The following is a 15,529-nucleotide window of genomic DNA, read 5'->3' as shown; positions in this document are numbered from 1 at the left end:
TCCTGGCAGCGCTCATGAAACGGAGCAGGAGAGGCGGGTTCAGCGTTCGATGTCGATTCGCTTCACCTGCCAGACAGAGCGGGTCATGATTTCCTCGTTGAGGAGATCCGGCTGCTCACTGAAGGGGTAGATGATGAAGATGGGGCCATTGTCGCGCACACGCAGTCGCTTGCCATCGACTTCCATGGCCAGTATCACCGGATGATCGAAATAATCCTGCACCGGCGCGGTGGCGGCGTAGTCGTTGAGCGCCACTATACGCATGGTGCCATCCTCGACGCCCACCGCCTCCATCAGCGCCGAACCGAGCGGACCGCTGAAGCTCACTTCGCCGTCATGCCAGGGGGTGGTGGTCACGGTCTCCCGTTGCGTCAGCGCCATGAGCATGGCGCGATCGAAATGTGCCTCGCCTCCGGCGTTGGCATGGGTGATATCCCCGGTGACGCGTAGCACCACCGGCCCCTGCGGAGCCTCCAGGGCCATGGCAAAGGGGGAAAACGACAGCGTCAGCAACAGAAGCCAGTGGCGCATGCGAAGTAACGCCGTGGTGAGACATCGCAGGAGAATGAGAAGCGGCATGGGAAGACTCCAGGGGTCATGGACAACCATGGATGACGGCCGGAGGTTCACCGTCTCGTTTCATCCTCGCCATTCACGGGCCAGCAGCGGCACCGCGCCATGAAGCAGCGAGAGGGGATGAACACGAGTATATGTCGCCATCGTCATGCCAAACGTGAACCATTGTGACGCGGTCTCACGCAAGAGACGCGTAGACTGCTTGCGATACCCACGCGGGGAGGCAACGACATGCAAATCGGCATCCTGGAAGATGATCATGATCAACGTGATTACCTGACCCTGTGTCTCGAGGCTCAGGGACATGAGCTGGCAGGCTTCGAGCGCGCCAGCCAGTTGTTGCGCGCACTGCGCGAGCGCAGCTTCGACCTGCTGATCATCGACTGGCAACTGCCGGATGCCTGCGGCATGGAGCTGACGCGCACACTGCGCAGCGAGCACGGCTGGCGAGGGCTGATCCTGTTCATCACCGCAAGCCAGGGAGAGGAGGATGTCGTGCATGCGCTTCAGCACGGCGCCGATGACTTTCTGGCCAAGCCTATCCGCCCTGCTGAGCTCACGGCGCGTGTGGAAGCGCTGGGCAGGCGTTTCGTCACCTCCGACACCAATTACCTGCAGCCCAAGGTGGCCATCAGCGATCAATATCGGATCGAGCCGGATGAACACACCATCTGGTGCGGCGAGGAGCCGGTCGCCCTGACCCAGCGCGAATATCAGCTGGCCTCCCTGCTACTGCGCCACGTCGGAGAGCTTTACTCACGCGCCTACCTGCTGGAGATGATCTGGGGGGTCAACGGGGACATCTCGACCCGGACGGTCGACACCCACGTCAGCCGCCTGCGGCGCAAACTGGGACTGAACGGCAGCCGTGGGCTCAGGCTGAAAAGCGTCTATCAGTACGGATATCGGCTCGAATCCTGTGCCACGGCCCCCGTCAAGAGCAGCTGAGCGCCAACAGCGAGGCGTGAGCACGCTGGATCATGGCCAACCAAAAAGGAGCGGGGGACTCTATCGAGTCCCCCGCTCCTTTTCATCGTCTGTCGTCTGACTGGTCGGCTAGCTGGTCATCTGGCTGCCCGTCTGGCGGCCATCTGAATCGACGTGCATGCCCGGCAAGCTCCCGCGGATCATCCTTCCGCCAGCATCCTGCGCAACATGCCCGCCACTGGCCCCGTCTCCGGGCGCTTGTGACGCCACAGGAAGTAGGACTCGGCCGCCTGCTCCACCAGCATGCCGAGACCATCCTCAACCCGCGCGCCGCGCTCGCTGGCCCAGCGCATGAAGACGGTCGGCTCGGCGGCATACATCATGTCGTAGGCGAGCGCCTGCGGAGAGAACAGCGAATCCGGCAACGGCGGCAGCTCGCCGCCCAGCGATGCACTGGTGCCATTGATGACCAGATCGAACTGACCCTCGATGGCCGCATAGCTGCCACCGGACAGCTGGCAGCCTTCCCCCGCCAGGTCGGCGAAGTCCTCGGCCAGCGCGCTGGCCTTGGCGGCGGTGCGATTGGCGATCACCAATGCCGCCGGCTGCTTGGCCAGCAGAGGCTCCAGCACACCACGCACGGCGCCACCCGCGCCGAGAATCAGGATGCGCGCACCCTTGAGCGGCGCCTCGAGACGCTCGAGATCACGGGTCAGGCCGACACCATCGGTGGTATCGCCATACAGCTGACCGGTCTTGCCGAGCATCAGCGTATTGACGGCGCCGGCGCGACGGGCACGCGGGCTCAGCACATCGACCAGCCGGAAGGCCTGCTCCTTGAAGGGCATGGTGACATTCGCCCCCTGGCCGCCTTCGGCGACGAACTCGGCCCAACCGGCCGCGAAGTCATCGACCGGCGCCAGTCGCGCTTCGTAGCTCAGCGAGTCCTTGAGCTGCTCAGCGAAGGAGCGATGAATCAACGGGGATTTCGAGTGGGCAATCGGGTTGCCGAATACAGCGTAACGGGACATCAGGACTCCGGGGCAATCACAGAAAAGCGTCAGGTCAATGCGGCGATCAGGCCTCTTCGCCCAGCCAGTCGCGGGCATGCAGGAAGTCACGATACAGCACCGCTTCGGCACTGCCTTCCTCGGGCTCGTAGCCGTACTCCCAGTGCACTACCGGCGGCATCGACATCAGGATCGACTCGGTACGTCCGCCGCTCTGCAGGCCAAACAGCGTGCCGCGGTCCCAGACCAGGTTGAACTCCACGTAGCGCCCGCGACGATAGAGCTGGAAGTTGCGTTCACGCTCGCCATAGGCCGTCTCGCGGCGGCGCTCGACGATGGGCAGATAGGCCTCGAGGAAGCTGTCGCCGACGGATTGCTGGAAGGCGAAGCAGCGCTCGAAGCCCCACTCGTTGAGGTCATCGAAGAACAGGCCACCCACGCCCCGCGTCTCGTCGCGGTGCTTGAGGTAGAAGTACTCGTCACACCAGGTCTTGTAGCGCGGATAGACATCACTGCCGAAGGCGATGCAGGCATCGCAGGCCGTCTGGTGCCAGTGACGCGCGTCTTCTTCATGCGGGTAGAACGGCGTCAGATCGTAGCCGCCCCCGAACCACCATACCGGCGCCTCGCCCTCCTTCTCGGCGATGAAGAAGCGCACATTGCCATGGCTGGTCGGCACGTGCGGGTTGTGCGGATGCAGCACCCAGCTGACCCCGACGGCGTGGAAGCTGCGACCGGCCAGCTCCGGACGTACCGCCGTCGCGGAAGCCGGCAATTCATGCCCGAAGACATGCGAGAAGTTGACGCCACCCTTCTCGAACACGCCGCCATTCTCGATGACCCGTGAGCGACCACCGCCACCCTCGGCACGCTCCCAGCTATCTTCACGGAAACTTGCCTGGCCATCGCAGGCTTGCAGCGCCTCGCACAGGCGGTCTTGCAGATCGAGCAGGTAGACCTTGACGTCTTCGAGATTGGCGTGGGCCACGATGCCTCCGGTAGAACGGGAATGAATGATGACGGGGCGACACCCGTCGTTGGCCGCTGCTGGCGGTGAACTGCCAGCTTACCGCGACACGCTGCGCTCGGCAGGTCGGAAAATGCCCCTCTTGGGCGCCTGGATGACGCGGCACTGATCTGGATCAACCCGAGCGACGATCCTGCTGCTCAGGCGCGCAGCACCTTGCCGGTCGCGAGATCACGAATGGTGCTGGGACGCGGGTTGCCGCCGAGCGGTCCTTCGAGGATCACGTCATTGACCAGCGCATCGCCGAAGGCGTCACGCACCTCGTCTGCGGTCATGGCAGGCGATTCGCCTGCACGGTTGGCCGAGGTCGACACCAGCGGTCCGCCGAAGGCAGCGCACAATGCCTGGACCAGCGGATGGTCGGTCACGCGCACGGCCAGGCTGACGTGTTCACCGCGCAGCAAGGGGTGCGCACGGCCATTGTCAGGCACCAGCCAGGTATAGGGTCCCGGCCAGCTGGCCAGCAGCTGCTCACGCTGCGCGACGGTGACCCCCGCCAGCCAGGGTTCCAGCTGGGCGATATCACCGGCGATCAGGATCAAGCCCTTGGCGGCGTCGCGGGACTTGAGCTTGATCAGCCGAGCCAGGGCCTCACCATCGTCGGGATCACACCCCAGCCCCCAGACGGCCTCGGTGGGATAGGCAACGATGCCCCCATTGCGAAGACAGGCAGCGGCGCCGTCGAGGGCACGCTGATCCAGCGAAACATCACTGACATTCATGATCTGCTCGAACTCCTAGCTGCGGCAACACAATGGCGGCGATTCTAGCACGCTCACCGGCGCGAGACCGACGCTGCACATCGACGCAACACGGCGTCGCGTCGGAGTGGCATAGGCGCACCGCCCGGTTCACGGCATGATGAACGGGTCCATCACCCTCAGGGTATTGCGAAACTGACGCAAAGGCTTGTTTCAAAAGACTATCGAGGTCATTTGGATGCTTTGCTGGACAGTCTCCAGCACCGGGCCTGATGGCGTTTCACCCCCACTTTTCCTCCCCCTTTTCTTCAGACAAGGATGTGATCCATGCGTCGCGCTTTCTCACTGACCACCTCAGCCGCTCTACTGCTGGCATTGGCAGGCTGTGCCAGCTCTGGCCCCCAGACGCCGACCGCGCCGGCGCCACGCCCTGCCCCGCTGCAGGATGCCGCGGCGCAGGCGCCCTTGAGCGACCAGGCGATGCTGGCGACCCTATGGATACAGCGCAGCGCGGAGTTTCATGCCCTGTCACTGCAAGCCTTCAACGTGGCCCACGACCGCCTGAATCTGGCGCTGGCGCGTCGCCACGCGCAGGACAAGCCGCTGGCGGTGGTCGTCGATGTCGATGACACCGTGCTCGACACCACCAGCTACGGCGGCTGGGCACTGCGTGAAGGTCGTACCTACGACAGCCAGAGCTGGGCTGACTGGGTGGATGACGCCGTCTCCACGGCTTCACCGGGCGCCGTGGAGTTCCTCAACTACGCACACGCCAGCGGCGTCGATGTCTACTACATCACCAACCGCAAGGCAGCCGGCAAGCAGGCCACCATCGCCAATCTTGCCGCGCTGGGCTTCCCGCAGGCCAATGCCGAGCACGTGATGCCGCGCATCGACAGCTCCGACAAGACCGCGCGCCGCGCACGGGTCACGCAGGAGCATGACATCGCGCTGCTGATGGGCGATAACCTCGGCGATTTCGATCAGGCCTTCCAGCAGTCCACCACCCGCGCACGCAATGCCGAGGTCGCCCGCCAGGCGGATCAGTTCGGCCGTCGCTTCGTGCTGTTGCCCAACCCGACCTACGGCGAGTGGGAAGGCGTGCTCTACGATGGCAACTGGAGTGCCAGTGAGCGCGAGAAGCGCGCCATGCGTGACGCAGCGCTCAATGCCTGGCAGCCCGAGAGCGGCAAGGTCAGCCTCGGCAAATGAGTTCAGGTTGCCGGCCTCCCGGATCATCAATGCCAGGTCGGCAACATTTGCTCAGAGCGTCAGAGCCGCTTCCAGCCACCCGGTGCCTGCATGACTCGCCCCTCGAGCTCCAGTTCCAGCAACTGCATGCTCAGCTCGCTGACCGAGGTGCCACTCAGCTCGACCAGCTTGTCCAGCGCCAGTGGCACGGCCCCCAGAAAGCACAATGGCGCCGCCTCCTGACTGTCAGGCGGCGTGGCAGCGCGTGACGCTGGCGGCGCCAGAGACGGCAAGGGCAGTGATGTCGTGGGTGTCGCGAAGGTAGCGGAGGTTGTCGCTTGCCGAGCCGAAGTGGCGGAGCGAGAGGCCGCAGAGGTGGCAGCGGGCTGCCTGGATGACGCCACCCGGGGCTGCGTTGACGGCTGCTCGGTCGAGTGAGCCGGCAACAGGTGCTCGAGCTCCGCCAGCATGTCATCGACATCGCGTACCAGCGTCGCCCCCTGACGGATCAACTCCAGACAACCGCTGGCGGTGATGTCATCGATGCGTCCCGGCAGCGCGAACACCTCGCGATTCTGCTCCATCGCCAACCGGGCACTGACCAGCGAGCCACTGCGCAGCGTGGCTTCGACCACCAGCACGCCAAGTGACAGGCCGGTGATCAGCCGATTGCGGCGGGGAAAGTGGCGCGCATGCGCGCCGGTGCCAGGCGGATGCTCCGAGAGCAGCAGACCGCCGCCCTCCAGCAGCCGCTGGCGAAGATGATGATGCTGAGCGGGATAGACCACATCGACCCCACAGCCGAGCACCGCCAGCGTCGAGGGGTTGGCCGCATAGTCGTGCGCGCCGAGACGCGCTGACGCCGCCAGGGCTCCCTGATGCGCCGCGGCATCGACCCCCAGCGCCAGCCCACTGGCGACACTCCAGCCACGTGAGACCAGCTCAGCCGCGAAGTCATGCGCATGCCGCAGGCCTGCCTGGCTGGCCTTGCGTGCGCCGACGATGGCCAGCATGGGCAACTCAAGCAGCGACTGCCGCCCCAGCGCCCAGAGCGCCAACGGCGGGTCCGGCAGGGTGTCGAGCATGGCTGGCCACTCGGGGTCCGCGGGGGTGAGCAGATGATAGCCCTGTGCCGGCGCATGCCAGGCAAGGTCTGCCATCACCTGCTCATGGAGCGGCGAGGATTCAGGGCGCTCGCACCACAGGCGCAGCGGTGCCGCGAGGCGTGGCGGCAATACCGCCAGCCAGCCCTGCGGCCAGTCGGCCCGCTCACGCAGCTTGGCCGCGGTATGCGTGCCAAAGCCCGGCAGGCGCGCCAGAAAGACGAAATCCGCCCGCGAGGGGCCGCGTTGTTCGACATCGATCGACACGCCACACCTCCCGAGCGGATTATTGACTCACCCTGGTTGTTCGCTTCAGCACGACGAGTCGTTTCACCACGCCGATGCTTGCGGATGACAGGGGCTTTCGATCAGCCGTGGGGCTCCAGCAGCTTGTCACCGACGCTCAATGGGCGGCCGGCCTGCATCACCAGCGCGTAGCTGACCTTGTCGTAGATACGAAATACCATCACCAGGCCACCTTCCTCACCGGGCAGGGTGATCGGCTCGCCGGTGACGGGATCGGTGATCGTCTCGCCGCGGCGCTCGATACCGAAGACAAACCCCGGCTGGATGCCTTCACGGCTGCCACGATTGAGCGCGACGATGTCATTGCGACCGATATTGCGCAGTCCATCGGGGGCCGCGAGGATGACGCCGCCCACATCTTCTTCGGTCGGCTGCGGCTGGAAGCTGGTGGTGATCGCACCACCGTCCGCCGGCAGCAGCAGATCGCCATTGAGAATCTCGCGATTGGCCGACAGCACGCGCAGCACGCCGATATCGCCTTCGCGACGCTCAAGCTTGATGTCGCCGATGCTGATCATCTCCAGCCCCAGAAACTCCTGGGTGTCCGGGTCCAGATAGCGCTGGCCCTTGCGGTAGACGCTGTAGGTGTCATTGGCGGACCAGTTGCCGCGGGCGTAGATGGTATCGCCGGCACCGCTGATCAGGCGGGTGTCATCCCCGGCCACGATATAGGGCGCATCGGTGAGCAGCGCCGGGTCAATCACGCGATGCTCTTTCAAGAAGGCCGAGATCTTCTCCAGCGGAATCGGCGGCACCGCCTCGCGCTTGGGAATCTTGCGGATCTGGGGAGACAGCTTCACGACCCCGCCCTGGCCGCGCTCCAGGCGCAGACGTGGCTCGCCATTCTCGTAGTAGAGCGAGATGCGATCGCCCGGATAGATCAGGTGCGGATTCTTGATCTGCGGATTGGCGCGCCAGACTTCCGGCCACAGCCAGGGTTCACGCAGAAAGCGCCCGGAGATGTCCCAGAGCGTATCGCCACGCACCACCACGTAGGTGGAAGGTACGTCATCACGTACGGTTGCTGCCTGTGCCAGCGACATCCCTGCGCTTGCCCCCAGCGTCGCCATGCCGAGGAGTGCCGTAAAGACGGCATTGCCGACCAGTCGTTTCATGCCCATTCCTGCGTCCCTTGCGTTATTGCCACCCATCGCTCGGTGGTGATGGTCTTGTTCTGAACTCCGCACCGCGCAGACCCGCTCTGCCCCGCGCCTGGTGGCTGCTGACCCCTGTCCATCGCCATGTCAGATCAATCCTGACTATTGCCGCGATAGTAGCAGCATTGACGGCATTCGGTTCCGTTCCTCGCTTGCGCACACTACAATATCAGGCAAATCCTTTCTGACAGCACAACGGTAATTACACCAGCCATGGCCAAACGCGAAATCCTTGAATTCCCTGATGAGCGTCTGCGCAACGTTGCCGCCCCGATCGACACGATCGACGCCGAGCTGCAGACCCTGATCGACGACATGATCGAGACCATGTATGACGCCCGCGGCATCGGCCTCGCCGCGTCACAGGTCGACGAGCATCGCCGTCTCATCGTCATCGACGTCAGCGAAGATCAGTCCCAGCCGCTGGTGCTGATCAACCCGGAATACACCCCGATCGGTGATGAACAGCAACCGATGCAGGAAGGCTGCCTGTCGATTCCTGAATATTATGCCGAAGTCCCGCGCTATCTGAAGGTACGACTCAAGGCTCAGGACCGCAACGGCGATGCCTACGAACTGGAAGCCGATGGCCTGCTGGCACATTGCATCCAGCACGAGCACGACCACCTGCAAGGCAAGCTGTTCGTCGACTACCTCTCCCCGCTCAAGCGTGATCGGGTGATGAAGAAGATGCAGAAGCGTCACAAGCTGCAAGAAGCCTGATCCCTCACGCTCGGCCACACGGCCGATATTGAGCGCATGGCGGCACCGCACGAAGGCCGAGGGCATCCCCTCGGCCTTCGTGCGGTTACTGGTCCATCAGCCGCATCTGTCGCGCTGGCCGTCCTGCCGCAACCGTCAGCACCTTGAGCACAGCCGCCTCCGTGCTCCTACATGAGTCATAGCACATGTCGAAAGCCCTGCGCATCGCCTTTGCCGGCACCCCCGATTTCGCCGCCGAGTGTCTGTCCGCCCTGCTGGGCAGTCGCCACGAGATCATCAGTGTCCACACCCAGCCTGATCGCCCCTCCGGGCGTGGTCGCAAGCTGACCCCGGGCCCCGTCAAGCAGCTGGCACTCCAGCACGATATCCCCGTCCATCAGCCGCTCAACTTCAAGGACGAGGCCGATCGTCAGATTCTGCGCGACCTCGATGCCGACATCATGGTGGTGGTGGCCTACGGCCTGATCCTGCCGCAGGCGGTGCTCGATATTCCGCGTCTGGGCTGCCTGAACATCCACGCCTCTCTGCTGCCGCGCTGGCGCGGTGCCGCGCCGATCCAGCGTGCCATCGAAGCCGGTGACAGCGAATCCGGCGTCACCATCATGCAGATGGATGCCGGCCTGGATACCGGTGACATGCTGCTGATCCGCCGCACCCCGATCACCGCCAGCACCACCGGTGGCGAGCTGCATGATGCGCTGGCGGCCCAGGGAGGTGAGGCCATCGTCACGGCCCTCGACGCCATCGCCGCTGGCGACCTGCCCGCGACCCGCCAACCGGATGAGGGTGTGACCTACGCCGCCAAGCTCTCCAAGGCCGAGGCCGAACTCGACTTCACCCGCCCTGCCGCCGAGCTGGACGCGCGCATTCGCGCCTTCAATCCGTGGCCGGTGGCCTGGACACGCCTTGCGGGCGAGCCGCTGCGCCTGTGGATGTCCCGCACCAGCGAGCAGCGCCTTGCGAACAGCGTGGCGCCCGGCACCCTGCTGGCACCCGGCAAGGATTGCCTGCGCATCGCCTGCGGCGATGGCCATGAGGTGCTCGAGATCACTCGCGCCCAGCTGCCCGGCGCCAAGCCGCTGTCCGTCAAGGACCTGCTCAATTCCCGTGCTGCGCGCTTCCCCGAGGGCCTCGTCCTCGGCGCAGATCACGCCCCTGATACCGATTCCCAGACCGAGACTTCCGCATGAGCCAGTCAGACAACCCGTCCTCCAAGGGCAACGGCAAGAAGCGCAACTCCCTGCCGCCAGCCCGCAGCAAGGGCGGCGCTCACAAGCATGGCGGCGCCCGTCGCAAGCCTGACAATGCACCGGCCTCGCCGGGCGCTGCGGTGCGTGTCGCGGCCGCGCGGACGCTGGCCCCGGTGCTGGCCGCGCGCACCTCGCTGAACCTGGACAGCCTGCCGTCCGGCGTCGCCGGGCGTGACCAGGGCCTCTACAAGGCACTGTGCTTCGGCGTCTGCCGTCAGTTGCCGCGTCTGGATGCCTTGGCGGGCAAGCTGCTGAAGTCGTCCTTCAAGTCGCAGGATCAGGACATCCACGCCCTGCTGCTGCTCGGCCTCTATCAGCTGCTGTACATGCGCATCGCCCCGCACGCCGCCGTCGGTGAGACCGCTGGCGCTGCCCGTGGCCTGGGCAAGGGCTGGGCCACCGGCGTGCTCAACGCCTGTCTGCGTCGTTTCCAGCGCGAGCAGGAAGCGCTGGAAGCCGAAGTCGACAAGGACCCCGCCGTCGCCCTGTCCCACCCCCAGTGGTTGCTGGATACCTTCCAGCGCAACTGGCCGGACGACTGGCAGGCCATCGCCGAGGCCAACAACGCCCAGGCGCCGATGACGCTGCGCGTCAATGTCGCCGCCATCAGCCGCGACGACTACCTCGCCCAGCTGGCGGAAGCCGAGATCGAAGGCGTGGCCTGCCCGTTCGCCGAGCACGGCATCACCCTGACCAGCGCCTGCGACGTCAGCGCCCTGCCGGGCTTCGAGGAAGGCCTGGTCAGCGTGCAGGATGAAGCGGCACAGCTGGCCGGTCAGCTGCTGGCACCGGCCGTGACGGCCATCAACGCCGAAGGGGAAGGCGTGCGCCTGCTGGATGCCTGCACCGCGCCGGGCGGCAAGCTGGCGGACATGCTGGAGCGCTTCCCGGGCCTGGACGCCACCGCCATCGACATCGACGGCGAGCGTCTCGAGCGCGTGGAAGAGACGCTGGAGCGTCTCGAGCTGGGTGCCGGTGTCGTATGTGCCGATGCCAGCGAACGCGACTGGTGGGACGGCGAAGCCTTCGACGTCATCCTGCTCGACGCGCCCTGCTCCGGCAGTGGCGTCATCCGCCGTCACCCGGACATCAAGCTGCTGCGTCGCCCGAACGACATCGGCGACCTGGCACGCCTGCAGGGCAAGCTGCTGGCCAATCTGTGGGGCATGCTCAAGCCCGGCGGCACCCTGGTCTACGGCACCTGCTCCATCATCACCCAGGAAAACGCCCGCGTGATGGACCGCTTCCTGGCCGCGACGCCGGACGCCAGGGCCGAGACCATCAAGGCCGATTGGGGCCGTGTCTCCGGTGCTGGCCGCCAGATGCTGCCACAGGTCAATGGTCACGACGGCTTCTACCTGGCCCACATCACCAAGGCCAGCGCCTGATCACAGCCAGGTGAGCCGTGTCGGCGCGACGTCCGTGATGACATGAGACGCCACGCCTGACATTCCCGGACAGCCGCGCCCCGACTCTCGGGGCGCGGCTGTCTTCCGTCCTGGCACTGGTTTATCCTGTGCCGACTGAGCAACAGCGGACGAGCCGGACATGAAAATCATCATTCTGGGCGCAGGTCAGGTCGGCGGAACGCTCGCCGAACACCTGGCCCATGAAGAAAATGACATCACGGTGGTGGATACCGACAGCGAACGACTGCGCGAGCTGCACAACCGACTCGACATCCGCACGGTCACGGGGCCGGCGAGCTATCCGCAGATCCTGCGGCAGGCGGGTGGCGAGGATGCCGACATGCTGATCGCGGTGACCAACTCTGACGAGGTCAACATGATCGCCTGTCAGATCGCCCATAGCCTGTTCCACACGCCGACCAAGATCGCGCGTGTGCGCTCGACCGCCTATCTGACCCGCAAGGGCCTGTTCTCGCATGACGCCATTCCGGTCGATGTACTGATCAGCCCCGAGCAGGTGGTGACGGACCACATCCGCCGCCTGATCGAATATCCCGGCGCCCTGCAGGTGCTCGACTTCGCCAATGGCGTCGCCCAGCTGGTCGCGGTCAAGGCCTACTACGGCGGACCGCTGGTCGGTCAGGAGCTCGGTTTCCTGCGTCGCCACATGCCCAACGTGGATACCCGCGTCGCCGCCATCTATCGTCGCAATCGTCCGATCATCCCGCGCGGTGACACCGTGATCGAGGCCGATGACGAGGTGTTCTTCATCGCGGCACGCAAGGACATCCGCACCGTGATGGGCGAGCTGCGACGCGTCGATCGCAACTTCCGCCGGGTGGTGATCGCCGGTGGCGGCCACATCGGTGAGCGTCTGGCCGAGACGCTGGAGCACAGTCATCAGGTCAAGATCATCGAGCACTCGCTGGCGCGTTGCACCGACCTTTCCGAGCGCCTCGATCGCACCGTGGTCCTGCACGGCAGCGCCACCTCCAAGCGTCTGCTGCTGGAGGAGAACATCGAGGATTGCGATATCTTCTGCGCGCTGACCAACGACGACGAGGTCAACATCATGTCGTCGATGCTGGCCAAGCGACTCGGCGCCAAGAAGGTGCTTACGCTGATCAACAACGCGGCCTACGTGGACCTGGTGCAGGGCGGCGAGATCGATATCGCCATCTCGCCCCAGCAGGCGACCATCGGCGGCCTGCTGACCCACGTGCGCAAGGGTGACATCGTCAATGTCCACTCGCTGCGCCGTGGTGCGGCAGAGGCCATCGAGGCCATCGCCCACGGCGATGAGCGCTCCTCCAAGGTGGTAGGCCGACGCATCGAGGATATCAACCTGCCGGAGGGCACCACCATCGGTGCCGTGGTACGCGGCAAGGAAGTGCTGGTGGCGCATCATGACCTGGTGGTGGAATCCAACGACCACGTCATCCTGTTCGTGGTCGACAAGCGTCGCATCCGCGAGGTGGAGCGTCTGTTCCAGGTCGGGTTGACCTTCTTCTGATGCCGGCCTCCATGACTTCCGCCCCGCGCCCGCCCCGAACGTCACTCGGCGGCCTCGCCACGCAGCGCCTCTCTCAGGGAGGCGCCGCATGAGCCTACGCGTGATCTCTCGCATCCTCGGTATCCTGCTGATGCTGTTCAGCCTGACGCTGGTGCCGCCGATGCTGATCTCGAGGGTCTTCGAGGACGACACCCTGAGCGCCTTCGCCGTGGCGATGGGCATCACCCTGCTGACCGGTTTCGCGCTCTTCTACCCCAATCGGCACGCCCGCAAGGAGCTGCGCAACCGCGATGGCTTCCTGATCACGGTGCTGTTCTGGACCGTGCTGGGGGCCTTCGGCTCGCTGCCCTTCCTGCTCGCCGAAGACCCGAACCTGACCATCATCGATGCCATGTTCGAGTCGTTCTCGGGGCTCACCACCACCGGCGCCACGGTGATGACGGGGCTCGATCTGCTGCCCCACTCCATCCTCTACTACCGCCAGCAGCTGCAATGGCTGGGCGGCATGGGGATCGTGGTGCTGGCGGTGGCGATCCTGCCGACACTCGGCATCGGCGGCATGCAGCTCTACCGCACCGAGATTCCCGGCCCGCTGAAGGACTCCAAGCTGACGCCGCGCATCACCGAGACGGCCAAGGCGCTGTGGTACATCTACGCCGCGCTGACGCTGGTGTGCTTCGCCAGTTACTGGGCGGCCGGCATGAGCTGGTTCGATGCCCTGGGCCACAGCTTCTCGACCGTCGCGGTCGGTGGCTTCTCGACCCACGACGCCAGCATCGGCTACTTCGACTCCGCCAGCATCGAGATGATCTGCGTGTTCTTCATGGTGGTGTCCTCGATCAGCTTCGGCCTGCACTTCGCCGCCTGGCGCGAGGGCCGCATCAGCCATTATCTGCGCGACCCGGAGACACGCTTCTTCCTGATCCTGCTGCTGATCCTGACCTGCGTCACCATCGCCGGCCTGCTGCTGACCGGCAGCTACGATGACAGCAAGGCGCTGCGCCACGGCCTGTTCGAGGCCGTCTCGGTGGCCACCACCACCGGCTTCGGCGTCGCCGATTTCACCGGCTGGCCGGGTGTCTTGCCGATGATGCTGTTCATCGCCGCCTTCATCGGTGCCTGCTCCGGGTCCGCCGGTGGTGGCATGAAGGTCATCCGCATCCTGCTGATCCTCAAGCAGGGCGTGCGCGAGATCCATCGTCTGATCCATCCCAATGCCATCCTGTCGGTCAAGGTCGGCAAGATGCGTATCTCCGAGGGTGTCGCTGAGGCGGTGTGGGGGTTCTTCTCCGTCTACCTGATGCTGTTCGTGCTGATGATGCTGGGCATGCTGGCCACCGGGCTTGACCAGGTGACGGCGTGGTCAGCGGTCGGCTCGGCGCTCAACAACCTGGGGCCGGGACTGGGTGAGGTCGCGACCCACTACGGCGATATTCCGGGGGCCGCCAAGGGCATCCTGATCCTCGCCATGCTGCTGGGACGTCTGGAGATCTTCACCATCCTGGTGCTGTTCACGCCGGCCTTCTGGCGGCGCTGACAGCCGCCAGCGTGCCCAGAGCGTCACCTTGAACGCAAACGCCCCCGCCGGAGGACTCCGACGGGGGCGTTTTTATTGCAGCGCTTCGACTATGACTCGCCGGTAGTGGCGTCACGGCGCGCCAGCAGGCGGCGCATTGGCGCGGTCGGCTCCAGCACATAGTGGATGCGGCTGGCACGATAGCAGTCGTTGAAGGCGTCGAAGTAGTCATCCAGCACGCTGGCCGCGTTCTCCTCCCCCGCCTGACGCAGCAGCTCCGCCGCCACTTCCGCCGTGCACAGGTGCGCCTCGGAGGCAGGCTTGCGCAGGTGATAGCGGGTCAGACGCTGAGTGTGCAGCGGCAATACCGGCAGGCCGTCCAGATAAGGGCTCTTGCGGAAGATGCGCCGCGCCTGACGCCAGGTGCCATCGAGCAGGATGAACACCGGAATGCGTGCCTCGCCACTGGCGGTATGCGTTGCCACATCGGCGCCGACGCCGGCGATGGCATTCACGTCGACCACGCGATCGGCGTAGTCGGGCTGGTCATCCGGGAAGATGATGAAGGGCTGATAGCGCTCATCTTCCAGCAGCGCCAGCAGGCGCGGATCCGGCTCGACGCGATACCAGCTGAAGACCTCGGTGCCCGCCAGCACATCCGAGATCAGGCGCCCGGTATTGGTCGGCTTGTAATGCTCCAGCGGATGGGTGATCAGCCAGAACTTGATCCGCGACTCGGCGGTGACCTGATAGGGACACAGGCAATTGAGCCTGGGCAGGCGGCACGCCTCACAGCGAATCACCTGACTGCCGCGCGCCTTGAATTCGCGGCGCGGATGCCGTCCGTGCCACGCCTCCGGCTCGCCACTGGGCAGCGTGGTGATGCCACTGCCTGCGCCTGGCGCGACGGTATCGATTGCCACAGCGTCGCCATCGACGCTGGAGGCGACAGCGGAAGCAGATTGAGGCGCACAGGCGGCGATATCGTCGCCATCAGCCGGCGGGGGGCGGGAATCACACATGATGAGCAGTCAGAACCAAGGAAAAAGGGACGCGCATTCTAGCATGCGCGTCCCTTTCTCCCATTCTTCTGTCCCGACTCAGGTTGCCGATTCGCGGG

The 15,529-nt window shown here is 65.1% G+C and carries 14 protein-coding genes; 7 read left to right on the top strand and 7 right to left on the bottom strand.

The annotated features are described in order from the left end of the window. Positions 1–39 precede the first annotated feature (39 nt). A complete protein-coding gene (locus QD208_RS11495; RefSeq protein ID WP_279836877.1) occupies positions 40–531 on the bottom strand; it encodes a hypothetical protein in 492 nt (163 codons plus the stop codon). 276 nt (positions 532–807) lie between these two features. On the opposite strand from QD208_RS11495, the gene QD208_RS11490 reads away from it, so the two are divergent. Beyond that, positions 808–1,524 (top strand): response regulator transcription factor, encoded by a 717-nt coding sequence (locus QD208_RS11490; protein WP_043333802.1) that lies wholly within the window; start codon positions 808–810, stop codon positions 1,522–1,524. A gap of 179 nt (positions 1,525–1,703) precedes the next feature. On the opposite strand, the gene aroE is transcribed toward QD208_RS11490, so the two are convergent. The 3 genes from aroE to QD208_RS11475 form a co-directional block, all read right to left on the bottom strand. After that, entirely contained in the window at positions 1,704–2,537 is an 834-nt protein-coding gene (gene aroE, locus QD208_RS11485) for a shikimate dehydrogenase (protein ID WP_279836893.1), read from the bottom strand. Between the two features lie 43 nt (positions 2,538–2,580). Continuing rightward, the gene (gene hemF, locus QD208_RS11480; RefSeq protein WP_279836876.1) at positions 2,581–3,501 is read right to left on the bottom strand and encodes an oxygen-dependent coproporphyrinogen oxidase; all 921 of its coding nucleotides are present in this window, start codon (positions 3,499–3,501) and stop codon (positions 2,581–2,583) included. Between the two features lie 179 nt (positions 3,502–3,680). Continuing rightward, a complete protein-coding gene (locus tag QD208_RS11475) occupies positions 3,681–4,262 on the bottom strand; it encodes a Sua5/YciO/YrdC/YwlC family protein (protein WP_279836875.1) in 582 nt (193 codons plus the stop codon). Between the two features lie 306 nt (positions 4,263–4,568). Here QD208_RS11475 and QD208_RS11470 point away from each other — a divergent pair, with 306 nt between their 5' ends. Further along, positions 4,569–5,453 carry a 5'-nucleotidase, lipoprotein e(P4) family gene (locus QD208_RS11470; RefSeq protein ID WP_279836874.1) on the top strand — a complete coding sequence of 295 codons (885 nt, stop codon included), beginning with the start codon at positions 4,569–4,571 and terminating at the stop codon, positions 5,451–5,453. 59 nt (positions 5,454–5,512) lie between these two features. Here QD208_RS11470 and dprA read toward each other — a convergent pair whose 3' ends face one another. Both dprA and QD208_RS11460 read right to left on the bottom strand, forming a co-directional pair. After that, on the bottom strand, positions 5,513–6,802 hold the full coding sequence (gene dprA / locus QD208_RS11465; protein WP_279836873.1) for a DNA-processing protein DprA: 1,290 nt from the start codon (positions 6,800–6,802) through the stop codon (positions 5,513–5,515). Between the two features lie 101 nt (positions 6,803–6,903). Beyond that, complete coding sequence (locus QD208_RS11460; protein WP_279836872.1) at positions 6,904–7,956, bottom strand: LysM domain-containing protein; 1,053 nt, start codon at positions 7,954–7,956, stop codon at positions 6,904–6,906. A gap of 255 nt (positions 7,957–8,211) precedes the next feature. Here QD208_RS11460 and def point away from each other — a divergent pair, with 255 nt between their 5' ends. The 5 genes from def to QD208_RS11435 all read left to right on the top strand — a co-directional run bounded on the left by def (position 8,212) and on the right by QD208_RS11435 (position 14,430). Next, positions 8,212–8,721 carry a peptide deformylase gene (gene def, locus QD208_RS11455; RefSeq protein WP_043333797.1) on the top strand — a complete coding sequence of 170 codons (510 nt, stop codon included), beginning with the start codon at positions 8,212–8,214 and terminating at the stop codon, positions 8,719–8,721. Between the two features lie 185 nt (positions 8,722–8,906). Beyond that, complete coding sequence (fmt, locus tag QD208_RS11450) at positions 8,907–9,911, top strand: methionyl-tRNA formyltransferase (RefSeq protein WP_279836871.1); 1,005 nt, start codon at positions 8,907–8,909, stop codon at positions 9,909–9,911. Next, on the top strand, positions 9,908–11,359 hold the full coding sequence (gene rsmB, locus QD208_RS11445; RefSeq protein WP_279836870.1) for a 16S rRNA (cytosine(967)-C(5))-methyltransferase RsmB: 1,452 nt from the start codon (positions 9,908–9,910) through the stop codon (positions 11,357–11,359). The genes fmt and rsmB overlap by 4 nt, the downstream gene beginning before the upstream one ends. A gap of 160 nt (positions 11,360–11,519) precedes the next feature. Beyond that, positions 11,520–12,893 (top strand): Trk system potassium transporter TrkA, encoded by a 1,374-nt coding sequence (trkA, locus tag QD208_RS11440; protein WP_043333795.1) that lies wholly within the window; start codon positions 11,520–11,522, stop codon positions 12,891–12,893. An 88-nt stretch (positions 12,894–12,981) separates the two neighbouring features. Further along, entirely contained in the window at positions 12,982–14,430 is a 1,449-nt protein-coding gene (locus QD208_RS11435) for a TrkH family potassium uptake protein (RefSeq protein ID WP_043333794.1), read from the top strand. Between the two features lie 89 nt (positions 14,431–14,519). Here QD208_RS11435 and QD208_RS11430 read toward each other — a convergent pair whose 3' ends face one another. Further along, positions 14,520–15,431 carry a DTW domain-containing protein gene (locus QD208_RS11430; RefSeq protein WP_082388815.1) on the bottom strand — a complete coding sequence of 304 codons (912 nt, stop codon included), beginning with the start codon at positions 15,429–15,431 and terminating at the stop codon, positions 14,520–14,522. Positions 15,432–15,529 lie beyond the last annotated feature (98 nt).

Source organism: Cobetia sp. 29-18-1 (assembly GCF_029846405.1).
GTDB lineage: Bacteria > Pseudomonadota > Gammaproteobacteria > Pseudomonadales > Halomonadaceae > Cobetia > Cobetia amphilecti.
The sequence above is the reverse complement of the archived record's forward strand: the minus strand, read 5'-3'. Positions and strand labels throughout refer to the sequence as shown.

Excerpts from the sequence above, each read along its gene's own strand:
- QD208_RS11495 (WP_279836877.1), bottom strand. The coding sequence starts at position 531 with ATGCGCCACTGGCTTCTGTTGCTGACGCTGTCGTTTTCCCCCTTTGCC.
- QD208_RS11490 (WP_043333802.1), top strand. The coding sequence starts at position 808 with ATGCAAATCGGCATCCTGGAAGATGATCATGATCAACGTGATTACCTG.
- QD208_RS11475 (WP_279836875.1), bottom strand. The coding sequence starts at position 4,262 with ATGAATGTCAGTGATGTTTCGCTGGATCAGCGTGCCCTCGACGGCGCC.
- QD208_RS11470 (WP_279836874.1), top strand. The coding sequence starts at position 4,569 with ATGCGTCGCGCTTTCTCACTGACCACCTCAGCCGCTCTACTGCTGGCA.
- QD208_RS11460 (WP_279836872.1), bottom strand. The coding sequence starts at position 7,956 with ATGAAACGACTGGTCGGCAATGCCGTCTTTACGGCACTCCTCGGCATG.
- def (WP_043333797.1), top strand. The coding sequence starts at position 8,212 with ATGGCCAAACGCGAAATCCTTGAATTCCCTGATGAGCGTCTGCGCAAC.
- fmt (WP_279836871.1), top strand. The coding sequence starts at position 8,907 with ATGTCGAAAGCCCTGCGCATCGCCTTTGCCGGCACCCCCGATTTCGCC.
- rsmB (WP_279836870.1), top strand. The coding sequence starts at position 9,908 with ATGAGCCAGTCAGACAACCCGTCCTCCAAGGGCAACGGCAAGAAGCGC.
- trkA (WP_043333795.1), top strand. The coding sequence starts at position 11,520 with ATGAAAATCATCATTCTGGGCGCAGGTCAGGTCGGCGGAACGCTCGCC.
- QD208_RS11435 (WP_043333794.1), top strand. The coding sequence starts at position 12,982 with ATGAGCCTACGCGTGATCTCTCGCATCCTCGGTATCCTGCTGATGCTG.
- QD208_RS11430 (WP_082388815.1), bottom strand. The coding sequence starts at position 15,431 with ATGTGTGATTCCCGCCCCCCGCCGGCTGATGGCGACGATATCGCCGCC.